Annotated in this window: 21 protein-coding genes; 6 read left to right on the forward strand and 15 right to left on the reverse strand. The window is 68.4% G+C overall.

Annotated elements, in window-relative coordinates; translation table 11 throughout:
- Positions 1-621, forward strand: a complete 621-nt coding sequence (locus tag HBE64_RS20905) for a TIGR03085 family metal-binding protein (protein WP_167106576.1) — start codon at positions 1-3, stop codon at positions 619-621.
- A gap of 71 nt (positions 622-692) precedes the next feature.
- On the opposite strand, the gene HBE64_RS20910 is transcribed toward HBE64_RS20905, so the two are convergent.
- The 5 genes from HBE64_RS20910 to HBE64_RS20930 are packed head-to-tail and all read right to left on the reverse strand — an operon-like array spanning position 693 to position 5,504.
- Positions 693-1,820, reverse strand: a complete 1,128-nt coding sequence (locus tag HBE64_RS20910) for a nitronate monooxygenase family protein (protein ID WP_167106579.1) — start codon at positions 1,818-1,820, stop codon at positions 693-695.
- Between the two features lie 54 nt (positions 1,821-1,874).
- Positions 1,875-2,906, reverse strand: a complete 1,032-nt coding sequence (locus tag HBE64_RS20915; protein WP_167106582.1) for an NAD(P)-dependent oxidoreductase — start codon at positions 2,904-2,906, stop codon at positions 1,875-1,877.
- Entirely contained in the window at positions 2,903-3,679 is a 777-nt protein-coding gene (locus tag HBE64_RS20920) for an S-methyl-5'-thioadenosine phosphorylase (protein WP_167106585.1), read from the reverse strand. Before HBE64_RS20920 ends, HBE64_RS20915 begins: the two co-directional genes overlap by 4 nt.
- A 41-nt stretch (positions 3,680-3,720) precedes the next feature.
- Positions 3,721-4,278 (reverse strand): MarR family winged helix-turn-helix transcriptional regulator, encoded by a 558-nt coding sequence (locus tag HBE64_RS20925; RefSeq protein ID WP_167106588.1) that lies wholly within the window; start codon positions 4,276-4,278, stop codon positions 3,721-3,723.
- Between the two features lie 8 nt (positions 4,279-4,286).
- The gene (locus HBE64_RS20930; RefSeq protein ID WP_167106591.1) at positions 4,287-5,504 is read right to left on the reverse strand and encodes a hypothetical protein; all 1,218 of its coding nucleotides are present in this window, start codon (positions 5,502-5,504) and stop codon (positions 4,287-4,289) included.
- Positions 5,505-6,140: 636 nt separating this feature from the next.
- Between HBE64_RS20930 and HBE64_RS20935 the strand changes: the two genes are divergently transcribed.
- On the forward strand, positions 6,141-7,010 hold the full coding sequence (locus HBE64_RS20935; protein WP_167106594.1) for a 1,4-dihydroxy-2-naphthoate polyprenyltransferase: 870 nt from the start codon (positions 6,141-6,143) through the stop codon (positions 7,008-7,010).
- An 83-nt stretch (positions 7,011-7,093) separates the two neighbouring features.
- Here the strand turns inward: HBE64_RS20935 and HBE64_RS20940 are convergent, their stop codons facing one another.
- Positions 7,094-7,372, reverse strand: coding sequence for a DUF4229 domain-containing protein (locus HBE64_RS20940; RefSeq protein WP_167109509.1), 279 nt, complete (start codon positions 7,370-7,372; stop codon positions 7,094-7,096).
- 80 nt (positions 7,373-7,452) lie between these two features.
- Between HBE64_RS20940 and HBE64_RS20945 the strand changes: the two genes are divergently transcribed.
- Complete coding sequence (locus tag HBE64_RS20945; protein ID WP_167106596.1) at positions 7,453-7,614, forward strand: hypothetical protein; 162 nt, start codon at positions 7,453-7,455, stop codon at positions 7,612-7,614.
- Here the strand turns inward: HBE64_RS20945 and HBE64_RS20950 are convergent.
- The 9 genes from HBE64_RS20950 to HBE64_RS20990 all read right to left on the reverse strand — a co-directional run bounded on the left by HBE64_RS20950 (position 7,611) and on the right by HBE64_RS20990 (position 16,265).
- Positions 7,611-8,786: a MinD/ParA family protein gene (locus tag HBE64_RS20950; RefSeq protein ID WP_167106599.1), complete on the reverse strand. Its 1,176-nt coding sequence runs from the start codon at positions 8,784-8,786 to the stop codon at positions 7,611-7,613. The two genes, HBE64_RS20945 and HBE64_RS20950, sit on opposite strands and share 4 nt — an antisense overlap.
- Positions 8,787-8,856: 70 nt before the next feature.
- Positions 8,857-9,840: a c-type cytochrome biogenesis protein CcsB gene (gene ccsB / locus HBE64_RS20955; RefSeq protein ID WP_167106601.1), complete on the reverse strand. Its 984-nt coding sequence runs from the start codon at positions 9,838-9,840 to the stop codon at positions 8,857-8,859.
- 4 nt (positions 9,841-9,844) lie between these two features.
- Positions 9,845-11,392, reverse strand: a complete 1,548-nt coding sequence (locus HBE64_RS20960; RefSeq protein WP_167109511.1) for a cytochrome c biogenesis protein ResB — start codon at positions 11,390-11,392, stop codon at positions 9,845-9,847.
- A gap of 92 nt (positions 11,393-11,484) precedes the next feature.
- Positions 11,485-12,264 carry a cytochrome c biogenesis CcdA family protein gene (locus HBE64_RS20965; RefSeq protein ID WP_167106604.1) on the reverse strand — a complete coding sequence of 260 codons (780 nt, stop codon included), beginning with the start codon at positions 12,262-12,264 and terminating at the stop codon, positions 11,485-11,487.
- Positions 12,261-12,863 carry a TlpA disulfide reductase family protein gene (locus tag HBE64_RS20970; protein ID WP_167106606.1) on the reverse strand — a complete coding sequence of 201 codons (603 nt, stop codon included), beginning with the start codon at positions 12,861-12,863 and terminating at the stop codon, positions 12,261-12,263. Before HBE64_RS20970 ends, HBE64_RS20965 begins: the two co-directional genes overlap by 4 nt.
- The gene (locus tag HBE64_RS20975) at positions 12,860-13,441 is read right to left on the reverse strand and encodes a histidine phosphatase family protein (RefSeq protein WP_167109513.1); all 582 of its coding nucleotides are present in this window, start codon (positions 13,439-13,441) and stop codon (positions 12,860-12,862) included. Before HBE64_RS20975 ends, HBE64_RS20970 begins: the two co-directional genes overlap by 4 nt.
- 56 nt (positions 13,442-13,497) lie before the next feature.
- A complete protein-coding gene (hemL, locus tag HBE64_RS20980) occupies positions 13,498-14,814 on the reverse strand; it encodes a glutamate-1-semialdehyde 2,1-aminomutase (RefSeq protein WP_167106609.1) in 1,317 nt (438 codons plus the stop codon).
- Positions 14,815-14,883: 69 nt separating this feature from the next.
- On the reverse strand, positions 14,884-15,468 hold the full coding sequence (locus HBE64_RS20985; protein WP_167106611.1) for a TetR/AcrR family transcriptional regulator: 585 nt from the start codon (positions 15,466-15,468) through the stop codon (positions 14,884-14,886).
- Entirely contained in the window at positions 15,465-16,265 is an 801-nt protein-coding gene (locus HBE64_RS20990) for an alpha/beta hydrolase (RefSeq protein ID WP_167106613.1), read from the reverse strand. Before HBE64_RS20990 ends, HBE64_RS20985 begins: the two co-directional genes overlap by 4 nt.
- Before the next feature lie 169 nt (positions 16,266-16,434).
- Here HBE64_RS20990 and HBE64_RS20995 point away from each other — a divergent pair, with 169 nt between their 5' ends.
- From HBE64_RS20995 to HBE64_RS21005, 3 genes are read left to right on the forward strand one after another with little or no spacing between them, the layout of a single operon-like run.
- Entirely contained in the window at positions 16,435-16,740 is a 306-nt protein-coding gene (locus tag HBE64_RS20995) for a FeoA family protein (protein ID WP_208300519.1), read from the forward strand.
- Positions 16,737-18,689, forward strand: a complete 1,953-nt coding sequence (locus HBE64_RS21000) for a ferrous iron transporter B (protein ID WP_167106615.1) — start codon at positions 16,737-16,739, stop codon at positions 18,687-18,689. Before HBE64_RS20995 ends, HBE64_RS21000 begins: the two co-directional genes overlap by 4 nt.
- Entirely contained in the window at positions 18,641-19,219 is a 579-nt protein-coding gene (locus HBE64_RS21005; RefSeq protein ID WP_167106617.1) for a NifU family protein, read from the forward strand. Before HBE64_RS21000 ends, HBE64_RS21005 begins: the two co-directional genes overlap by 49 nt.
- Positions 19,220-19,273 lie beyond the last annotated feature (54 nt).

Here is a 19,273-nt window from a genome sequence, read left to right on the forward strand (position 1 = left end):
TTGTCTGTTGCCCAGCGTGAACGTGCCGCACTCGTCGAGAGCCTGCGCAGTGTTGGACCTGATGCCCCGACGCTATGTGAAGGCTGGACGGCCCGAGACCTGGCTGCCCACTTGGTGATCCGCGAATACCGCCTCGACGCTGCACCGGGAATTCTCATCCCGGCGTTCGCCGCCCACACCGCCAAAGTGCAGGACGACGTGGCACGCGGCACCGAGTGGAACGCGCTGCTGGACAAGATCGCCGCGGGGCCACCGTTGTATTCGCCGCTGAAGGCCCTCGACGCGGTGGCCAACGTCGCCGAGATGTTCATCCACACCGAGGACGTGCGGCGGGCCCAGCCGGACTGGGCGCCGCGGCCGACGGACCCGGAGCTGGGCGCCAAGTTGCGCCGCACGCTGGGGATGACGGCCCGGCTGACGCTGGCCAAGATTCCGGCCCGGGTGGAACTGCGCACACCGGACGGGCAGACGGTACTGACCGCGGGCAGCGGACCCGCCGTGACGGTCACCGGTCCGATCGAGGAACTCGTGCTGTTCGCGTCGGGGCGCCTGGCCCGGGTCGACTTCGACGGCGATGAGGCTGCCGTGCAGGCGGTGCGCGATGCCCCCAAAGGCTTGTAGTCCGATGGTCCGACAGTAACCCGACGGCGGCATTTCGGGGTTCTGAACGCAGTGGCGTTACTGTCGGCCGCTCAGTCCTCCAGGGACCGGCACAGCCGCTCGGCGGCGTTGACGTAGTCCTCGATGAACTCCAGCACCACCTCGCGCGCGGGCCGGACCTTGTTCATCAGCCCGACGCCCTGACCGACGAAGTACGTCGCCAGCTGCTGGGCGCCCGGATGGCCACTCTCGGCGAGCTTGTCGATGCGACGCAGCACGGGCTCGGCGATCATCGACTGCAGCGGCAGGGGCAGCGGCTGCCGGCCGCCCTGGTTCGGCAGCCACGCGTCGGTCCAGTCCGAACGTAGTTGGCGCGACGGCTTTCCGGTGCGTCCGGCCGAGCGGACGGTGTCCCGCGAAGACGCGGCCAGCATCTTCTGCACGGTGTAGGGGGCGGTCTCGGCCTCCTCCGTGGTCAACCACACCGACCCCGTCCACGCACCGGCCGCACCGAGCGCCACCGACGCCGCCATCTGCCGCCCGGTCACGATCCCGCCGGCGGCCAGCACCGGCACCGGCTTGCCGATCGCCTCGATGGCTTCGATCACTTCGGGGATCAGCACCAGTGTGGTGACCTCCCCGCAGTGGCCGCCGGCCTCGGTGCCTTGGGCGATGATCAGGTCGACGCCGGCGTTGACCTGCTTGATGGCGTGCTCCTTGGCGCCGACCAGAGCCGCCACCGGAATGCCGGTCTGCTTGCCCGCCTCGATCATGTAGTCCGGCGGCACGCCAAGTGCGTTGGCCATCAATTTGATCGGGTGGTTCAGCGCGACTTCGAGCAAGCTCGCGCCGGTATCGCCGGACAGCGACGACGCCGCGATACGCGGCTTGTCGTCGGCCTCGATGTCGTGGGCGGCCAGGAGTTCGTCGATGAAGCCGCGGAAGTCATCGGGGATGCGGTCGGCGAGCTGGCCAACGGTCAGGTTCTCGCCTTTGCCCTCGAACTTAGCGGGCACGATGATGTCCACGCCGTAGGGCTTGCCCTTGACCTGCTCGTCGATCCAGCTCAGCTCCGCCTCGAGCTGATCGGGCCGAAATGCGGTGCCGCCGAGCACACCGAAGCCGCCCGCGTTGGTCACCGCCGCGACGACGTCGCGGCAGTGGCTGAAGGCAAACAGCGGGAAGTCGATGCCGAACTGGTCACAGATCTCTGTCTTCACGCGCCCCAGTATGCGCCCGCAGCGGTCCCCGACCAACCACCGGGTTGGGAAAGGTCAGGCCCGCAGCGGGGCGAACGCGAACTCCTGCAAACCAGCCGCCGGGTCGATCGCGGCGTGGAAGCCGAGCCGCTCGCGCGCCCGGGCCGGATCGGCCACGATGTGGCGGACGTCGCCGCTGCGGTACTGCCCGGTGACCAGGGGCGCCGGCCCCCCTCGGGCCTCACACAACCGGGTGGCCACGTCCAGAATCGAGATCGGGCGTCCCGAGCAGACATTGGCCGCCAGGAACCCGCCCGCCTCCGATCGCACCGCGGCGACATTGGCGGCGGCGACGTCGTCGACATGCACGAAATCCCGCATCTGACCGCCGTCCTCAAAAACCCTTGGCGGGAAACCCTTTTCCAGCGACGACCGGAAGATCGCGGCCACCCCGGAATACGGGGTGTCGCGCGGCATACCGGGGCCATAGACATTGTGGTAGCGCAGCGCCACCACCGAACCGCCGGTCGATTCGGCCCACGCCAGTGCATAGTGCTCCTGGGCGGTCTTGCTGGCCGCGTACAGACTGCGCGGCGTCAGCGCCGCATCCTCGTCGACCAGCTGCCAGCTCAGCTGCTCACCGCCGAGTGGGCAGCGGTGCTCGAACACCCCGGCGTCCAGATCGGCCCGGGTCCGCGGCAACGGGTCGACCACGCCGTGCACCGGACAGGCGAACCGGCCCTGCCCGTAGACCACCATCGACGACGCCAGCACCAGCCGCGTGATGCCCACCTCGTACATCTGGGCCAACAACACCGCGGTGCCGTAGTCGTTGTGCGTGGCATAGGAGGGCGCGTCGGCCGCGTTGACCCCCGCACCGACGACGGCGGCCTGATGGCAGACCGCGTCGACTCCAACAAGCAAGGGCCTCAACGCATCTGCGTCACGCACGTCGAGGCGGTGACAATCCTCGGGGAGTTCGGCGCCGGGGCCGTGCGCAGCGTCCAGCAGAGCGTCGGCCGCCACCACCTCGTGCCCGTCGGCCACCAGTGCCGCCCAGACCCGGCTGCCGATGAAGCCGGCCGCCCCGGTGAGCAGAATCCTCACGGTAGGTCGAAGGGGAGCTCGACGCCCTCATGTGCCAGGCAGTGCGTGCAGACTCGCTCGGAGGCCACCTGGTCGATCGCCTCGTGCACGAGTTTCTTGAACGGCACCAGGTTCTTCTCGAACTCCGCGAACACGTCGACCGCGCGCACCCCGGCGCCGACATCGATCCCGGCGTCCAGGTCGGTCACCAAAGCGATTGCCGCATAACACATCTCCAGCTCGCGAGCCAGCACGGCCTCGGGATATCCGGTCATGTTGATCAGGGTGAAACCCTGACGGGCGAACCACTGACTTTCCGCGCGGGTGGAAAACCGCGGACCCTGCACCACCACCATGGTTCCGCCGTCGATCACCCCGGGCAGATCGGTGGCCGCGGCACGCAGCGTCGGGCAGTACGGGTCGGCGAAGCCGACGTGGATGCCGCCGGAGTCGAAGTAGGTGTCGGCGCGGCCGCGGGTGCGGTCTACCAGCTGGTCGGGCACCACGATCGAACCCGGGCCCAGTTCGTGGGTGAGACTGCCCACCGCGCAGGGACCGAACACCCGGCGCACCCCGAGCGCGCGCAGCGCCCACATGTTGGCCCGGTAGGGCACGGTGTGCGGCGAATACTCGTGGCTCAGGCCGTGCCGCGGCAGGAACGCCACGTCGTGCTCCCCCACCCGCCCGACGGTGATCGGCGCGCTGGGCTCGCCGTAGGGGGTGTCGAGGTTGACACTGCGGGCGTCGGCACCGAAGAAGCTGTAGAAGCCGCTACCGCCGATGACTCCGATCATCCGACCATTGTGGGCTATTGCGGCGGCTATCCCCTAAGCCGCTACGAACGCGGCACGCCCGGTGACGGATCGAGCTCCTTCAAGCGGACGTTGATACGGCGGCAACCGTCGCCAAGGGCGATCACCTGACGTCTGCTCAGCGTGTCGAGAAAGTTCGCCCGCACGAGCCGGGAATACGTCTCCAGCGCAGCCATCAACGTTCTGGCACCTTCCGGGGTGATCCTTGCGATCACCCGTCTCCCGTCATCACTGCTCGCGCGCCGGTACACCAGTCGGCGCCGCTCCAGCCGTTGGGTCTGTTGGGTGAGAGCACCCGGTGTGACCATCAGCGTCTCGGCGATCGCACCCATCGGGCTGGGCCCATGGCTTTTCAGGTAGGCCAACATCTGGACGTCGACCAGAGTCAGCCGGTGGGTCTGGACCAGACCTCGGTTGACGATGTCGTGCAGCACCGTCGCGACGGACTCGAAAAGCAGCCACGCATCAGTCTCGACCTCGTCGAAGCCAAGTCTCCGGCAGCGCAGCCGTCGCCCACGCTGCGACGGCCGATCCTCTGCCGTCTGCGCTGAGGACCCGCCGTCCGCATCGCCGCGCGGCATCCGGTCGGCTACTCTGCCGCGCCTCCGGCACCGTCGTTACCCGCGTCCGAACGGGACCTGGCACTCTTGGCGCCGGCAGCCTTCTTGGCGCCTGACCCCTTGGCCGCGTCACCCCCATCGGGAACACCACTACCGGCCGGCGAAGCCGCGGCTTCAGACGATTTAGCCGGCACCTTGCCGCTTGGGCGGAAGCCACCCGTGCCAGAGCGTGAAGAGCCATTGCCGCCCTGGGTGATCTTCGCCGGTTCGGACTGATCGCCAGGCGTTGCTGATCCACCCGAATTGGTCGTCTCCTTCGACCCGGCCTGGCCGGTTGACTCCGGGGTGTCCTCTGCTTCGGTGCTTGTTGGCGGCGCTACTGCCGCGCTCGCGCCTGCTGCAACCGGCAACGCCGCACTACTGGGCGCAGTGGCTCCGAGCGCGGTACCGATCGCGCGCGGAATGGTCACCAACAGGGTGTATGCGAGGCCCGCGTTGGCGCCGTTCTCATCGGGTGGTGTGAGCAAACCCGGGTAGAGGGAGCCGTCAGTAGTTGTGTAGCCGTTGATGATCGCGCCGACCACACGGGGCGCCACGTCGAAGACGGCCTGGACGGCAGCCGAGTAATTCGCTGTTCCGACCGCATCGACGAAATCCTGTGCGGAGTCGCCGACCGCCCTGATCACCCCGCCGACCGGTCCTATGGCACCGATGAGGAGATTGACGAGCGTGCTGACGTCGGTGACCGCGTGAACCACCGCGGTCAGGTTGTCAGTGATCTGTGCGGGTATGGCGACGACGGGAAACAGCGGGAAGCCGACCGCCAGGACGAACCCGACGAACGCATCGGTCAAGGTGGATGCCGCCGCAGAGGGCTGCCCGTCGCCGAGCTGTTGGAATGCCGTCTGGAGTGCTTGCGGCGCCGTCGTCGTCAGGTAGTCGAACGCCGCCGTGGCCACGCCGCCGAGCGCGGTCGCGGTGGTCTCGCCATAACCGATCAGGTTGGTCAGGGCCTGCTTGCCCGCGGGCAGCGGGTCAGCCAGCCATGCCGTGCCGAGCACGCCCGCATTGGTCACCGCGTTGGTGAACACGTTGACCCACGGTGTGACGGGATCGGGAAGCGCGGCCAGGAGATCGGAGAATGCGGTGAGTTCGAGGCCCACCGCGGAGACAGCCGCGGGGGCTTCGATCCCCGGCAGCGCTGCGCGTGGATGTATGGGAGCCAACGCGATAGCTCCGACCCCCACCAGCGCTACCCCGGTTGAGAACGATGACCGCACAGCAATGCGCATAACTACTCCCGTCGGGGGATCTCTGTGGACGCGGCAAAAGCTACCTGAGGAAAATCCGAGGTCCGTCGGCATTCATCAAAAAACCTACCAATCGGCGGTTTCAGTGAGCGTTCCCGCAAGCCCACGCCGCGAAGGATGACCTGGTAAGGCATGGTTTCGCTGGTTATAGCAAACTCAATTCACGCGCAAAATATTTAAGGTGGCAAGAACATCGACCGAGACTGGAATGCGTTATCGAATGAGTTGCGCTTAGCTGATTCGGTAGCTAGAACCGTCTTAACAGTGCAAAGGCATATATTCAGTTTGCTGATAAGAGGATCTTCCGAGATGCCTTCGCGCGGATCGGCAGGCTTCGCTTAATGGACATCAGCTACTCCCTGAAGCAATCCTGCGGCAAAGCTGTGATCGCCCTTTCTCAGTGCTCGTTCGGAGGCCAGATGCCAGAGCCTGACCAGTCCCAGCGAAACTGACAGTCGCCGCCATCAGCTATCCGCCACAAACAATGCCCGTGACAAATCAGCAAACCTGAGACCACGGCCCACGGCGGACGCCGCAGTTGCCAGCCATTGCGTGCGTGCAACGATGGCGGGCATGGCAAGCGTCGCGCAGTGGATCGAGGGGGCCAGACCAAGGACCCTGCCCAACGCGATCGCACCGGTGATCGCCGGCACCGGGGCGGCGGCCTGGCTGCACGGCGCCGTGTGGTGGAAAGCCCTGCTGGCGCTGGCCGTTTCGATGGCACTGATCATCGGCGTCAACTACGCCAACGACTACTCCGACGGAATCCGCGGCACCGACGACGTGCGCTCCGGGCCGCTGCGGCTGGTCGGATCCAAACTGGCCACTCCACGCGCCGTGCTCACCGCCGCTGTAGTGAGCCTCGCTCTCGGTGCGGTCGCCGGGCTGGCCCTGGCGGTCGTGAGCGCGCCATGGCTGATCGCGGTCGGCGCGGTCTGTATCGCCGGGGCGTGGCTCTACACCGGCGGCTCCCGGCCCTACGGCTACGCCGGACTCGGTGAGGTCGCGGTGTTCGTATTCTTCGGGCTCGTCGCGGTCCTGGGCACCCAGTACACCCAGGCGCTGCGCGTCGACTGGGTCGGTGCGGCGCTGGCGGTGGCCACCGGGGCGCTGTCCTCGGCCGTGCTCGTGGCCAACAACCTGCGCGACATCCCCACCGACACGGTGGCCGGCAAGGTGACGCTGGCGGTGCGCCTCGGCGACGCCCGCACCCGCATGCTGTACCAGTGCCTGCTGGGGCTGGCCGGAGTGCTGACCCTGGCGCTGACGGCGGCCACCCCGTGGTGTGCAGCCGGCCTAGTGGCCACCCCGCTGGCGATCCGCGCCGCCGCCCCGGTCCGGCGTGGATTGGGTGGGCGCGAGCTGATCCCGGTGCTTCGGGACACCGGGCTGACGATGCTGGTGTGGTCGATCGCCGTCGCCCTGGCGCTCGGTCTCGGCTAGTCCCCCGTCACGCATCGATTCTGCGCTGAGGGCGTCGAAATGGGCCTCAGGCCCGCCCTCACCGCAGAATCGATTCCGGCCGGCTAGTCCCCCGGGGTGTCCCCGCGTAGCCGGGCCCGCAGTTGCTCCCGGTCGGTGCGGCGGCGCTCGTCGACCAGCGCGATGCTGGCGGTCGCGCGCTTACGCAGCGGGGCCAGCACCCAGATGCCCAACGGCAGCGCGATGACGATCGCGAACAGCGCCGCGATCACCAGAGGGAACTCATGGATGCCGATCAGCTGGGCGAAGTAATAGATCGCAGCGGTCAGAACGACCACCAGAACGAGCCTCGCCAGCGTGTACACGACGACGTCCCGGATCATGCGGCCAGTCGAGCCGCCCGAATTGTCTGACACGGCGCCGAGCCTACCGACGCGCGTATATTCGGACCAAGGAGGTTGTCGTGCTGTTCATGTTGCTGGCCTTGATTATCGCCGCCGTTGTTTACCTCGGCTGGCGGGCCGTGCGCGCCCAGGCGAACCGCCCCAAGACCCGCGTCATCGGGCCTGACGACGATCCGGATTTCCTGTGGCGGCTCAACCACGGGGACAACAAACCCCGCTAGGCGAACCGGTCCTGAGGCTCGGCCGCGGAAAACCCCTCGGCGACGACCGCCGCCAGCTCCACCAACGCTTCCCTGGTTTTGGGTCGTAGCCGATCCAGTTCGATCTCCGCGCCCTCTTCGAGGTGCGGGTCGAACGGGACCACCCGCACCGCCCGGCACCGCCGGGAGAAGTGGTCGACCACCTTCTGCATGTCGACCTTGCCGGAGCGCGGGCGCACGGCATTGATCACGCACACCGAGCGACGCACCAGATCCTGGTGGCCGTGGGCGTCGAGCCAGTCCAGAGTCGCCGAGGCGCTGCGCGCGCCGTCCACCGAACCCGAACTGACCACGATCAGCGAGTCGGCCTTGGCCAGTACCGACGACATCGCCGAATGCAACAGGCCGGTGCCGCAGTCCGTCAGGACCAGGCTGTAGAAGCGCTCCAGCACCTCCAGTGCCCGGTCGTAATCCTCGGCGCTGAACGCCTGGGACACTGCCGGGTCGCTTTCGGAGGCCAGCACCTCGAGTCGGCTGGGGCCCTGCGAGGTGTAACCCCGGACGTCGCTGTAACGCTCGATGCCCTCGGCGTCGCGCAGCAGGTGCCGCACGGTGGCCGGGGTCTCCAGCGGCACCTTCTGGCTCAGCGTCCCGCGGTCCGGGTTGGCGTCCACGGCGATCACCCGGTCGCCCCGGATCGAGGCGAACGTGCCGCCGAGCGTCGCGGTGATCGTCGTCTTGCCCACGCCGCCCTTCAACGACAGCAGGGCAATCTTGTAGCAGCCCTGCAGGGGACGGTTCACCTGGGCGATGAGATTCTTGTTGCGGGAGTCGCGGGGGCTCTCGCCGACGTTGATCAGCTTGCCCGAGGCCAGATACAGCAGCCTGCGCCAGCCCGAGGACGGCGGCGGCTTCAGCTGGCGCAGCAGGGCACTCGTCGACAGATCCGGGTACGGCGACGGCGGCACAGTGGGCCGATACGACGGCTCCGGCACCTCGTTGACGTAGGAGTTGTAGTACGCCGACGCCGCCGGGATGGGATCGAGCGGGATGCCGATGGGCGGCGTCGGAGCCAACCAATCGGGTTCCGGCTGGGACGCCGACGTGGCGGGATCGGAGAACCGCTGCGCGCGGAACACCGTTGTCGCATCAGTCAATTCGTGGTCTGGACGCAGACCGTGTCGATCGGACACGTGCACTTCCCCCTGACATTCGTTTGGGGTCGAGTGATTCTCGTGCGGTACGTCAAAACCCTAGCCGCGATCAGCTGACGCCGGCGTACGAGTGCAGGCCGACGGTCACCAGGTTGATGAAGAACAGGTTGAAGACCATCGCCACGAAGCCGACGACGTTGATCCAGGCGGCCTTCTTGTCCCGCCACCCGGCGGTCGAGCGGGCGTGCAGGTAGGCGGCGTAGACCACCCACGCGATGAACGACACCGTCTCCTTGGGGTCCCAGCCCCAGTAGCGGCCCCAGGCCTCCTCGGCCCAGATGGCGCCGAAGATCACACCGAACCCGAAGATCGGGAACGCGAAGATCGTGGTGCGGTAGGCGATGCGGTCCAGGGTCTGCGCGTCGGGCAGCTTCGCCACGATCCGGGCGAGCGTGCCGTCACTCGTCGGATCGTTGAACCGCGACATCTTCAGCAGGAACAGGATGCTGGCCACACCGGCGACCAGGAACACTCCCGAGCCGAGGCTGACCACCGAGACGTGGATGGGCAGCCAGTAGGACTGCAGCGCGGGCATGACGGGCGCGGCGTTGGTGTAGAGCCACTTGCCCGACACCGCCAGCAGGATGAGCACCGGAACCAGGACGAACACCCACAGCGCACGGAACTGCGGCTTGCGCAGCACGACCGCGGCCGCCACCAGACCGCAGAAGCTGGTCAGGTTGATGAACTCGTACATGTTGCCCCACGGGGGCCGCATGGTGGCCAGGCCGCGCAGCACGATGCAGGCGAACAACAGCGCGATGCCGACGTAGACCAGGGCCAGACCGGCCTTGCCGATGCGCTCGTCGGTCGACAGTGTGGGGGCGTCGACCACCACACCGGGCCGGTCGCTGTCGGCACTGACCGCTCCTGTGCCGGCCGCCACCAGTTCCCGGGCTTCGACCTTGCGGCCGCGGCTGTAGGCCAGCTCGACGGCCAGCAGCAGCAGTGCACCGACCAGGACGACGATCGATGAGGTGAACGCCCAGTCGGAGTACCGGGCCAGGCCGATGTCGATGTGTTCGGTATTCACGCTCTCAGACCTTCTCTTGCGACGGCGCCGCGTCCGGCACGTCGGTCAATAACCGCTCGGTGAGCTTCTCGAACTCGCTGCCCCACCCGGAGTTGTCGGTGCGGGCCAGTCCGCCCAGCTCGATATTCACCGTACCGGGCTGTGTTGGGGAGGGCTCAATCCTGGCCCAGACCCTGCGGCGGCGCACGATCAGCGACACCAGCAGCCCGGCCATCATCGACATCGCGAACACCAGCACCCACACCTGGCCGGGGTCGTGGGACACCTGCAGGTTGACGAACGGGGTGGCACCGTCGAACCTCACCACGGTGCCGTCGTCGAGCCGCACTTCCTCGCCCTTGCGCAGGTTGACCCGCTTGACCTTGGTCAGCCGCTTCTGCTCGAGCAGCCGGTGATCGAGGGTGAACAGCGACTGCGGGCGCCCGGTGTCCAGGCCGGTGTCGCCGCGGTAGATGTCGATGGCCACGGCAGGGTCGTTGAGCGCCGGGTAGCTCGACGACAGCAGGGTCCCGTCGAACTCGGCGGTCGGCGCGAACAGACCCATGATGGCCAGCTGATGCTTGCGGCGTTCGTCGGCGTCGGGATACATGCCACCGGGCGGGTCGACGCGGATCACACCCGAGGACAGCAGTGTGCGCGGGTCGTCGGGCCGCCACTGCAGGGTCTGGGTGCGCTTCTGCCCGTTGGGGAAGGTGACGGTAAACGTCGGTGCGTAACCGTGGCCCTGCAGATACACCCGGTCGCCGCCGATGCGCAGCGGGTGGTTGACCTCGAGCCGGTAGGGCCGCCAGGCGTCGGTGGCCAGGTCGGCCCCGGCCTGGTACTCGATGTCCGACGCGAAGGACGTGGCCTGCCCGCCGGGTAGATACCTGGCCTGGAAGTCGTTGACTTTGACGCACATCGGGTACAACGAGGTGCCGTCGACGCTGTTGCCGGCGCGGAACGAGTCGAACGCGGCCGGGGACGCCGAGCAGAACCCCGGGCCGCCGTTGGCAATGACGATGACGTTGCCCTCGTAGCCGAACAGCTTGCCGACCGCGATGGCCACCAGGAGGCCCAGCAGTGAGAAGTGGAAGACGATGTTGCCGAACTCGCGCAGGTAGCCCTTCTCAGCCGACACCTCCACACCCTCGTCGGTCTGGCGGGTGACGCGCCGCCAGCCCCGCAGCCGTCCGGTGATCGCCGCCGCGACGCTGTCGGGCGTGCCGGCCAGCTCGGTGCTCGCATACTTGGGCAGCCGGGACAGGTTGCGGGGCGCGGGAACCGGGGTCGAGCGCAGGGTGCGGACATGTTCGACCATCCGCGGCGTGAGGCAGCCCACCAGCGAGATGAACAGCAGCGCGTAGATGGCGGTGAACCAGAAGCTGGAGAACACCTCGAAGAACTGCAACCGGTTGAGCCACGGCCCGATGATGTTGTGCTCGGCGATGTACTGCTCGACCTTGGCCTCGTTGAGGCTGCGCTGCGGCAGCAGTGCACCCGGGACGGCGCCCAGTGCGAGCAGGAACAACAGCACCAGGGCGGTGCCCATCGAGGTCAGTGCGCGCCACAGGGTGCGCAGGACTCCCCCGAGCCGACGCACCGGCCCGCCACGCCGCGGCGTTTCGGGCTCTGCGGCGTCGGCTCGCGGTGAGGTGGTGGTCATCAGATCGGCAACCTCACGTCGGAGACGAAGGCGTCGCGCACCCAGGACACGAAGTCGTTCCACAACCCGGTGACCAGGGCCAGGCCGACGACGATGAGCAGCAGACCGCCGAAGATCTGGATGGCGCGGGTGTGGCGGCGCAGCCAGCCGAATCCATTGACGGCCCAGCCTGATCCGAGTGCCAGCAGCACGAACGGGATGCCCAGGCCGAGGCAGTAGGCGATCACCAGCAGCACTCCGCGGGCGACGTTGGCACCGTCGGTGGCCGAGGCGACTGTGATCACCCCGGTCAGGGTGGGCCCCAGACAGGGTGTCCAGCCGAGCCCGAACACCGCACCCAGCAGGGGCGCACCCGCCAGACCGGCGAGCCGGCGCGGGGTGAACCTGGCCTGGCGCTGCAGCGCGGGGACGAACCCGATGAACACCAAACCCATCACGATGGTCAGCACCCCGCCGACCCGTTGCAGCAGAACCTGATTGGTGATCAAGGCCGTCGTCATGCCCAGCACCGCGACCGTGCCGAGCACGAAGACGGCGGTGAAGCCCGCGACGAACAGCAGTGCCGATCCGGCCACCCGCCAGCGGGTGGTCTTCAGGGCCACCCGGCCGGTGGCCGCGTCGATATCGTCCACGCCGACGACGGCCGCCAGATACGACAGGTAGCCCGGCACCAGCGGCACCACGCACGGCGAGGCGAACGACACCAGCCCGGCGAGCACGCAGACGCCCAGGGCCAGCAGCAGCGGGCCCGCGGCGGCGGTCTCGGCGAATCCGGTCACGGGGCAGCCGGTTTCGGTCCCGGCTCGGCGGCGAGTCGCTGCACTACCGGCAGCAGGTCTTCGGCGAGCAGTTCACGCAGGAACACCGCGGCGACCCGATGCTCGCGGTCCAGCACGATGGTCGAGGGGATGACGGTGGTGGGGTACTTGCCGCCGAAGGCGATCATGGTCCGCATCGGCGGGTCGTAGATCGAGGGGAACGTCACCTTGCGGTCAGTGACGAAATCCTGTGGTGCGCTGATGTCGTTGTCGCGCACGTCGATTCCGAGGAAGGCCACCCCGAGGTCGCGGGTCTGGTTGTAGACCTTCTCCAGCTGGGTGATCTCCGAACGGCAGGGACCACACCACTGACCCCAGACGTTGACCACCACGACCTTGCCCGCGAAGTCGTTCAGCGAGATCGTTTTCGACGGGTCCATCAGCTCGGGGCCGGACAGCGGGCCGGGCTTGCCGCGACTGGCCGGCGGATCGTAGACGATGTCGGTCTTGCCGCCCGGCGCGACGAATTCGAACGTCCCGCCCTGGGCGACGGCGTCGTCACCGGTGGAGCAGCCGGCCAGTACAGCCGCCGCCACCAGGAGGACCGCCAGCCGCTTCACTGCCCGCCGAGCTCCGCGTAACCCCAGCCGACGTAGTCGTCGCCGTCGAAGTAGAACGACGTCAACGACGCCAGGTTGCACAGCCGCCGGGTGGGAAAGTGGTGCAGCGGAAGGTCATTCATGGCCCGGCGCAGCGTCTCGACGGGCAGCTGGTGGCTGACGCACACCGCCTCGTGGCCGGTGGCCTTGGCCCTGGCCCGGTCGACGGCGGCCTTCATCCGCACGGCGATCTGGTGGTAGGGCTCGCCCCAGGTCGGCTGGCGCGGGTTGCGAAGATGCCACCAGTTGCGCGGGTCGCGCAGCGCGCCGTCTCCCGGGGACACCTTCTGGCCCTGAAACACGTTGAGCGACTCGATGAGTTCGTCGTCGACGTCGACCGCCAGGCCGTGATGGGCGGCGATCGGCGCGGCGGTCTCCTGCGCCCGCTCCAGCGGAGAGGCGACGACGTAGACGATGTCACGGCTGGCCAGCCAGCTCGCCACCGCCTGCGCCTGGGCGCGGCCGCGATCGGAGAGGTGAAAGTCCGGCAGGCGGCCGTAGAGGATGCCCTGCGGGTTGTGGACCTCGCCGTGGCGCATCACGTGTACGACCGTCCGGACGCCTGCGGCCGGCGTATCGGATGGGGTGCGGGTGCTCACGGCTTGGCCTCCGCCGCGGCACGGGCGGCCGCCGGCAGGGCAGCCGCGATCCGGTCGAATGCGGCGTCGTCCAAAGCGGCTGAGACGAACCAGGTTTCGAAGGCACTCGGCGGCGCGTACACGCCACCGGCGAGCAAGGCGTGGAAGAACGCCGGGAAGTGCCAGGTCTCGCTGGCGCGCGCCGCGGCGAAGTCGGTGACCGGCTCGTCGGCGAAGAACACCGACAGGAAGTTGCCGGCCCGCGGGACCTGATGGGTGACACCGGCTTCGGTGAGCGCCTCGGTGAGCAGGGTGGCCAGCCGGTCGGCGTTGGCATCCAGCTTGGCGTACACCTCGTCGTCGGCATGCCTCAGCGTGGCCAGCCCGGCGGCCACTGCGACCGGGTTCCCCGACAGCGTGCCTGCCTGATAGACCGGGCCCAGCGGCGCCAGCCGTTCCATCACATCGCGGCGACCGCCGAACGCCGCGGCGGGCAGCCCGCCGCTCATGACCTTGCCGAAGGTGAACAGGTCGGCGTCGACGGGATCGATTCCGTACCAACCACTTCGGCTCATCCGGAAGCCGGTCATCACCTCGTCGACGATCAGTAACGCCCCGTATTGAGCGGTGATGCGACGCAGCGCGGCGTTGTAGCCCGGCAGCGGTGCGACCGCGCCCATATTGCCCGGGCATGCCTCGGTGATCACCGCGGCGATGGTGTCGCCGAACTTGGCGAACGACTCTTCGACGGCGGCAATATCGTTGTAGGGCAACACGATGGTGTCCGCAGCGGTGGCACCGGTGACACCGGGCGAGGACGGCAGGCCCAGCGTGGCGACCCCGGAGCCGGCGTCGGCCAGCAGTGCATCAACGTGGCCGTGATAGCAGCCGGAGAACTTGATCACCTTCGCGCGGCCGGTGAAGCCGCGGGCCAGGCGCACCGCACTCATGGTGGCCTCGGTGCCGGAGTTGACCAGCCGCACCCGCTCCACCGGCGCCACCCGGGCGATGATCTCGGCGGCCAGGTCCGTCTCCCCCGGCGTGGGGGCACCGAACGACAAGCCGTTGGCCGCCGCGCGCTGCACCGCCTCGACGACGGCGGGGTGCGCGTGACCGAGGATCATCGGGCCCCACGAGCACACCAGGTCGACGTACCGGTTGCCGTCGGCGTCGGTCAGCCAGTAGCCCTTGGCCGAGGTGATGTACCGCGGGGTGCCGCCCACGGAGTTGAACGCCCGCACCGGGGAGTTGACCCCGCCGGGGATCACCGCGCAGGCCTCGGCGAACAACCTCGCCGACGCGGCGGTCGGCGCGGCCTGGTCCGTACTGCTCATGGCCACCAGTGTCCCAGCCGCGGCGGGGCGGTCAACTACAGGGTGTAGCAGCCGGGGCAACCGGCCCGCTCACGCCAGACCGGCTACCAACAGGTCGAGCAGATGCTCGAAGCTGGCGGCCGGGTTCGGGGTCTGACCGATCCTGGCGATCTCGATGGTGACGGCGCCGTGCACCGCGCTCCAGACGGACTGGGCGGATTCGGTCGGGTTAACGGCGGCGGCCTCGGTGGCAAACGCGCGGACCAGATCCACCAGGACGGCGAAGACGGGCTGGCCGTGCGCCGCTGCCGGCGTGTTCTGGCCCTCCAGTGGGCTTCCGTTCGAGAAGATCAGCCCGTACCGGGCGGGGTGGGCCAGCGCGTACGTGCGGTAGTTGCGGCAGGCTTGGCGGAACCTCTCGACGGGATCACCGTCGCGCGTTTCGATGGCCACGTCCAGGTCGTCGAGTGTCCGCATCGCCAGCGCGGCGAGCAGGGCCTCCTTGTTGGCGAACCTGTTGTAGACACTCATGGGCGCGACTGCGGCTTCGCGGGCGACGGCCCGGATCGTCACACCTGCCGTTCCGTCGCGGTCCAGCACGGTCTCGGCCGCGTGTAGCACCGCGGCCGAGACCTGTTCGCTGCTGGTGCGGCGACGTCGCGGTGACGTCGTCATGACCGACCGGCGGCACCTCGGTCGGCCAGCCAGGTCAGGGCGGTGTCGGCGACGTCGCGCCAACCCTGATCGATGGTCAGTGAGTGACCGCGCCCGTCGAACTCGTGGAAATCGGTGATCGCATCCGATTTCCGGTACAGCCCGTGGCTAGCTTTGGCGCTGACGTAGGGCACGGTGTGATCGGCCGTTCCCGCGGTGATCAACAGCGGTCCGCGATCACTCTTGGCGGTGTCCACCTTCGCGGGCGAGCTCGGAGCGAAGTTCGCGACCGCCGCCTGGAACAGCGGCTTTGCCGGCGACGGAATGGACCACTGCTCCCACAGCGCGTCCGATTCGGCGGGCGTGAGCGCGTTGCCGAATGCGTAGCGCCACTGCGCCTGGGTCAGCCCCTTGGCCCGGCCACGGTTGAGCGGATTACCCAGGACGGGGAAAGCCGAGCGCAACTGCGCGATCGGCAGCGGCTTGACGCCCTTGATGGGGGCGGGGTCGATGGCGATGGCAGCGGCGGCCTTGTTCTGTTCGAGCAACTTCTGGGCGATCAGACCGCCGAAGGAGTGACCGATCACCACCGGCGGGGTGTCGAACTGGTCGAGGATCTTCGCGTAGTGGCCGGTCAGCTCGTCGATGCCGAATCCCGCTTGGTCAGAGGGGTTTTCGCGGGTAGCTGCCACGGTGGCATGTTCGCCCGGCCACCCCGGGGCGATCGCCTGGTAGCCCTGGGCGGCGAAGTGGTCGATCCACGGCTGCCAGGCGGAACTGGCGACCCACAGTCCGTGGATGAAGACGACGTCGGTCATGAGACGGTCCTCCTGTTAGGACTTCGCTGTTCCTTATGGAACAACGTTATATAAGCGTGCAATCGTCTGAACACATCCCGAGGGACGAGAAATTCCCGGGCCGACGTGGGCGTGGTCACAGCGCGTCACTCCCAGCAATAGTGCTGCCGGCTGCGCATATCCTCTACCCGTGTCTTCCGTGTCCGACCGCATGAGCCGACGCCAGCTGGCTTCGGGCTCACAGGTGGGCACCCCCGACACGACCACCCTGGCCGACCTCGACCGCGGCCAGCGCGCCACGGTCGTCGGCTACGGCGACGAGGTCGAAGCGAGCACCGCACGCCGATTCTTCGACCTCGGCATCGTCCCCGGCATCGAGGTCACCATGGTGCGCCGGGCACCCCTGCGCGACCCGGCGATCTTCCGGGTCGGCGACTACGAGATCGCCCTGCGGGCCACACAGTCGCGCTGCATCCACGTGAAACTGGTGCATTGAGCGGCCACCACCACGGCGGTGGAACCGCCGAAGCCAACGTCGGGCTCACCCGCTTCGCCGTCGTCGGCAGCCCCAACTCGGGCAAGACCACCCTGTTCAACGCATTGACCGGATTGCACGCCAAGACGGGCAACTATCCCGGGGTCACCGTGGCCCGCTTCGAGGGCCGGATGCGCCTGGACGACCAGCAGAGCGTCGTCGTCGAAGACCTGCCCGGCACCTACAGCCTCGACCCGATCAGCCCCGACGAGCAGATCGTCGTCGACGTCCTCGACACCGACCACCACAACACCCGCGTCGACGTCCCCGACGCCCTGCTGGTGTTGCTCAACGCCACCACGCTGCGCCGCTCGCTGGGACTGCTGGCCCAGTTGCTGCAGACCGGGCTGCCGGTGTGCGTGGTGCTGACATTCACCGACGACCTCGCACGACGGCGCGGCACGCTGGACGTCAACGCGCTGAGCCGGGCAATCGGCGTTCCGGTGATCCCGGTGGTGGCCGGGCACCGCGACGGGGTGGAGGCGCTGCGGGCGACGATGACCGACCACCAGTCGTGGAGCACCCCGGTGGTGCTGCCGCCCACCGAGACCACCGAAGTGACGGCATGGGTGGATTCGGTGCTGGGCGCCGCGGGCTACGAAGTCCCCGACCTCGACCACCGGACCCGGCGCATCGACGCGGTGCTGCTGCACCCGGTGGCCGGCACGCTGATCTTCCTGCTGACCATGTTCGTCTTCTTTCAGACGATCTTCACCGTCGCCGCCCCACTGCAGGACTACGTCGCGCAGTTCTTCGGCTGGCTGGGCGACCAGGTGGCCAACCATGTTCACATCTCGTGGCTGTCGGCATTCCTGTCGCAGGCCATCATCGGCGGCGTGGGCAGCGTGCTGGTGTTCGTGCCCCAGATCGTGCTGCTGTTCGTCTTGATCGCGGTGCTGGAAGGCACCGGGTATCTGGCGCGCGCGGCGTTCCTGATGGACCGGGTGATGGCGCGAGCCGGGCTGGAGGGCCGCGCGTTCGTGGCCCTGCTGTCGTCGGTCGCGTGTGCCATCCCCGGAATCATGGCGACCCGCTCGCTGCCGTCGGCCAAGGATCGGTTGGCGACGATGATGGGCGCGCCGCTGATGACGTGCTCGGCGCGGCTTCCGGTGTACATCCTGCTGATCAGCATGCTGCTGAGCGCCGATGCGCGGGTCGGGCCGTTCAGTGCCCGTGGCGTGGTGATGTTCGCGCTGTACCTGCTGGGGGCGCTGGCGGCGATGACAGTGGCCGCGGTGTTCAAACGGTTCACCTCACGCGGCGGGGCATCGCTGCCGTTCTACATGGAGATGCCGCCCTACCAGGTGCCGCGGCTCAGAACCGTGGCCGCCGAGGTGTGGACGGCGGCCTCGGCGTTCCTGCGCAAGGTCTCCTCGATCATCCTGACCACCACCGTCGTGCTGTGGGTGCTGCTCAACCTGCCGCTGCGCCACGACGCCGAGATCTCGGCCGCCGGTATCGACACCTCCGATTCTGCAGCGGTGTCGGCCTACGTGCTGGATCACTCCTACGGCGCCTCGGTGGGCCGTGCGCTCGAGCCGGTGTTCAATCCGCTGGGCTTCGACTGGCGCATCAACATCGGCGTGCTGTCCTCGCTGGCGGCGCGCGAGACGTTCGTCGCCACGCTCGGCCAGGTGGCCGCCGCGCAGGATCCCGAGCATCCCGCCGAATCCCTGCGCCAGATGCGGGTGCAGAGCGGCCCGTCACAGGGCCGGCTGCTGTTCGACGCGCCGACCATCGCCGCGCTGCTGGTGTTCTTCATGTTCGCGCTGCAGTGCATGTCGACGGTGGGTGTGCTGCGCCGCGAAACAGGTTCCTGGAAGTGGCCTGCCATCGCGTGGGCCTACATGTTCGCGCTGGCGTGGGTGCTGGCCTTCGCGGCGCGGTCGGTGGTGGCGGCGCTGTGGTGATCGCGCTGCACGCCGAGCGGGTGACCGGCGAACCGCAGGCGGTGCGCTGGGTGGTCGGTACCGACGGTGTCCCCCCGGGCCGGGTGGTCGCTGCCCCGGGTGAGCTGGGCCGGCTGTTCACCGACGGCACTGTGACCGGCGGGCTGGTGGAGCACACCGCGGTGTGGCTGTGGCTGCGCGACGGGCTGTCATGGCGCGAGCACGGCCCGGCGGTGTCGGCGGCGTTGCGGGATGCGCTGGTGCACCCGCACGGGTGGGTGGTGGAGCCGGCGCCCGGGGAGATCCTGGAGCGGGTGACTGCGGATCTGCTGGACGGGTCGGTGGGTGACTTCGTGCGCTCGCACGGCGGTTCGGTGACGGCTGAACGGGCCGGCGACGCGGTGACGATTGCGCTCGGCGGGGCCTGCCAGAACTGTGCGGCGGCCGAGCACACGCTGCGTGCGCGTCTGGTCGGCGAACTACAGCGCCGCTGCCCGCAACTGGTCGAGCTGGAATCCCGCGACGGGCGGCTGACGCTGGCCCTCGGCTGAATCGAGTCTGCGCACAGATCGTGTTCTTCGGCCCGAATGGCGATCTGTGAGCAG

Source organism: Mycobacterium sp. DL592 (assembly GCF_011694515.1).
Lineage (GTDB): Bacteria > Actinomycetota > Actinomycetes > Mycobacteriales > Mycobacteriaceae > Mycobacterium.

What these genes read in the sequence shown, in the direction of transcription:
- HBE64_RS20985 (WP_167106611.1), bottom strand. Translation starts at nt 15,468, where the DNA reads ATGACGACGTCACCGCGACGTCGCCGCACCAGCAGCGAACAGGTCTCG.
- HBE64_RS20925 (WP_167106588.1), bottom strand. Translation starts at nt 4,278, where the DNA reads ATGCCGCGCGGCGATGCGGACGGCGGGTCCTCAGCGCAGACGGCAGAG.
- HBE64_RS20920 (WP_167106585.1), bottom strand. Translation starts at nt 3,679, where the DNA reads ATGATCGGAGTCATCGGCGGTAGCGGCTTCTACAGCTTCTTCGGTGCC.
- HBE64_RS20935 (WP_167106594.1), top strand. Translation starts at nt 6,141, where the DNA reads ATGGCAAGCGTCGCGCAGTGGATCGAGGGGGCCAGACCAAGGACCCTG.
- hemL (WP_167106609.1), bottom strand. Translation starts at nt 14,814, where the DNA reads ATGAGCAGTACGGACCAGGCCGCGCCGACCGCCGCGTCGGCGAGGTTG.
- HBE64_RS20990 (WP_167106613.1), bottom strand. Translation starts at nt 16,265, where the DNA reads ATGACCGACGTCGTCTTCATCCACGGACTGTGGGTCGCCAGTTCCGCC.
- HBE64_RS20940 (WP_167109509.1), bottom strand. Translation starts at nt 7,372, where the DNA reads ATGATCCGGGACGTCGTCGTGTACACGCTGGCGAGGCTCGTTCTGGTG.
- HBE64_RS20975 (WP_167109513.1), bottom strand. Translation starts at nt 13,441, where the DNA reads ATGCGCCACGGCGAGGTCCACAACCCGCAGGGCATCCTCTACGGCCGC.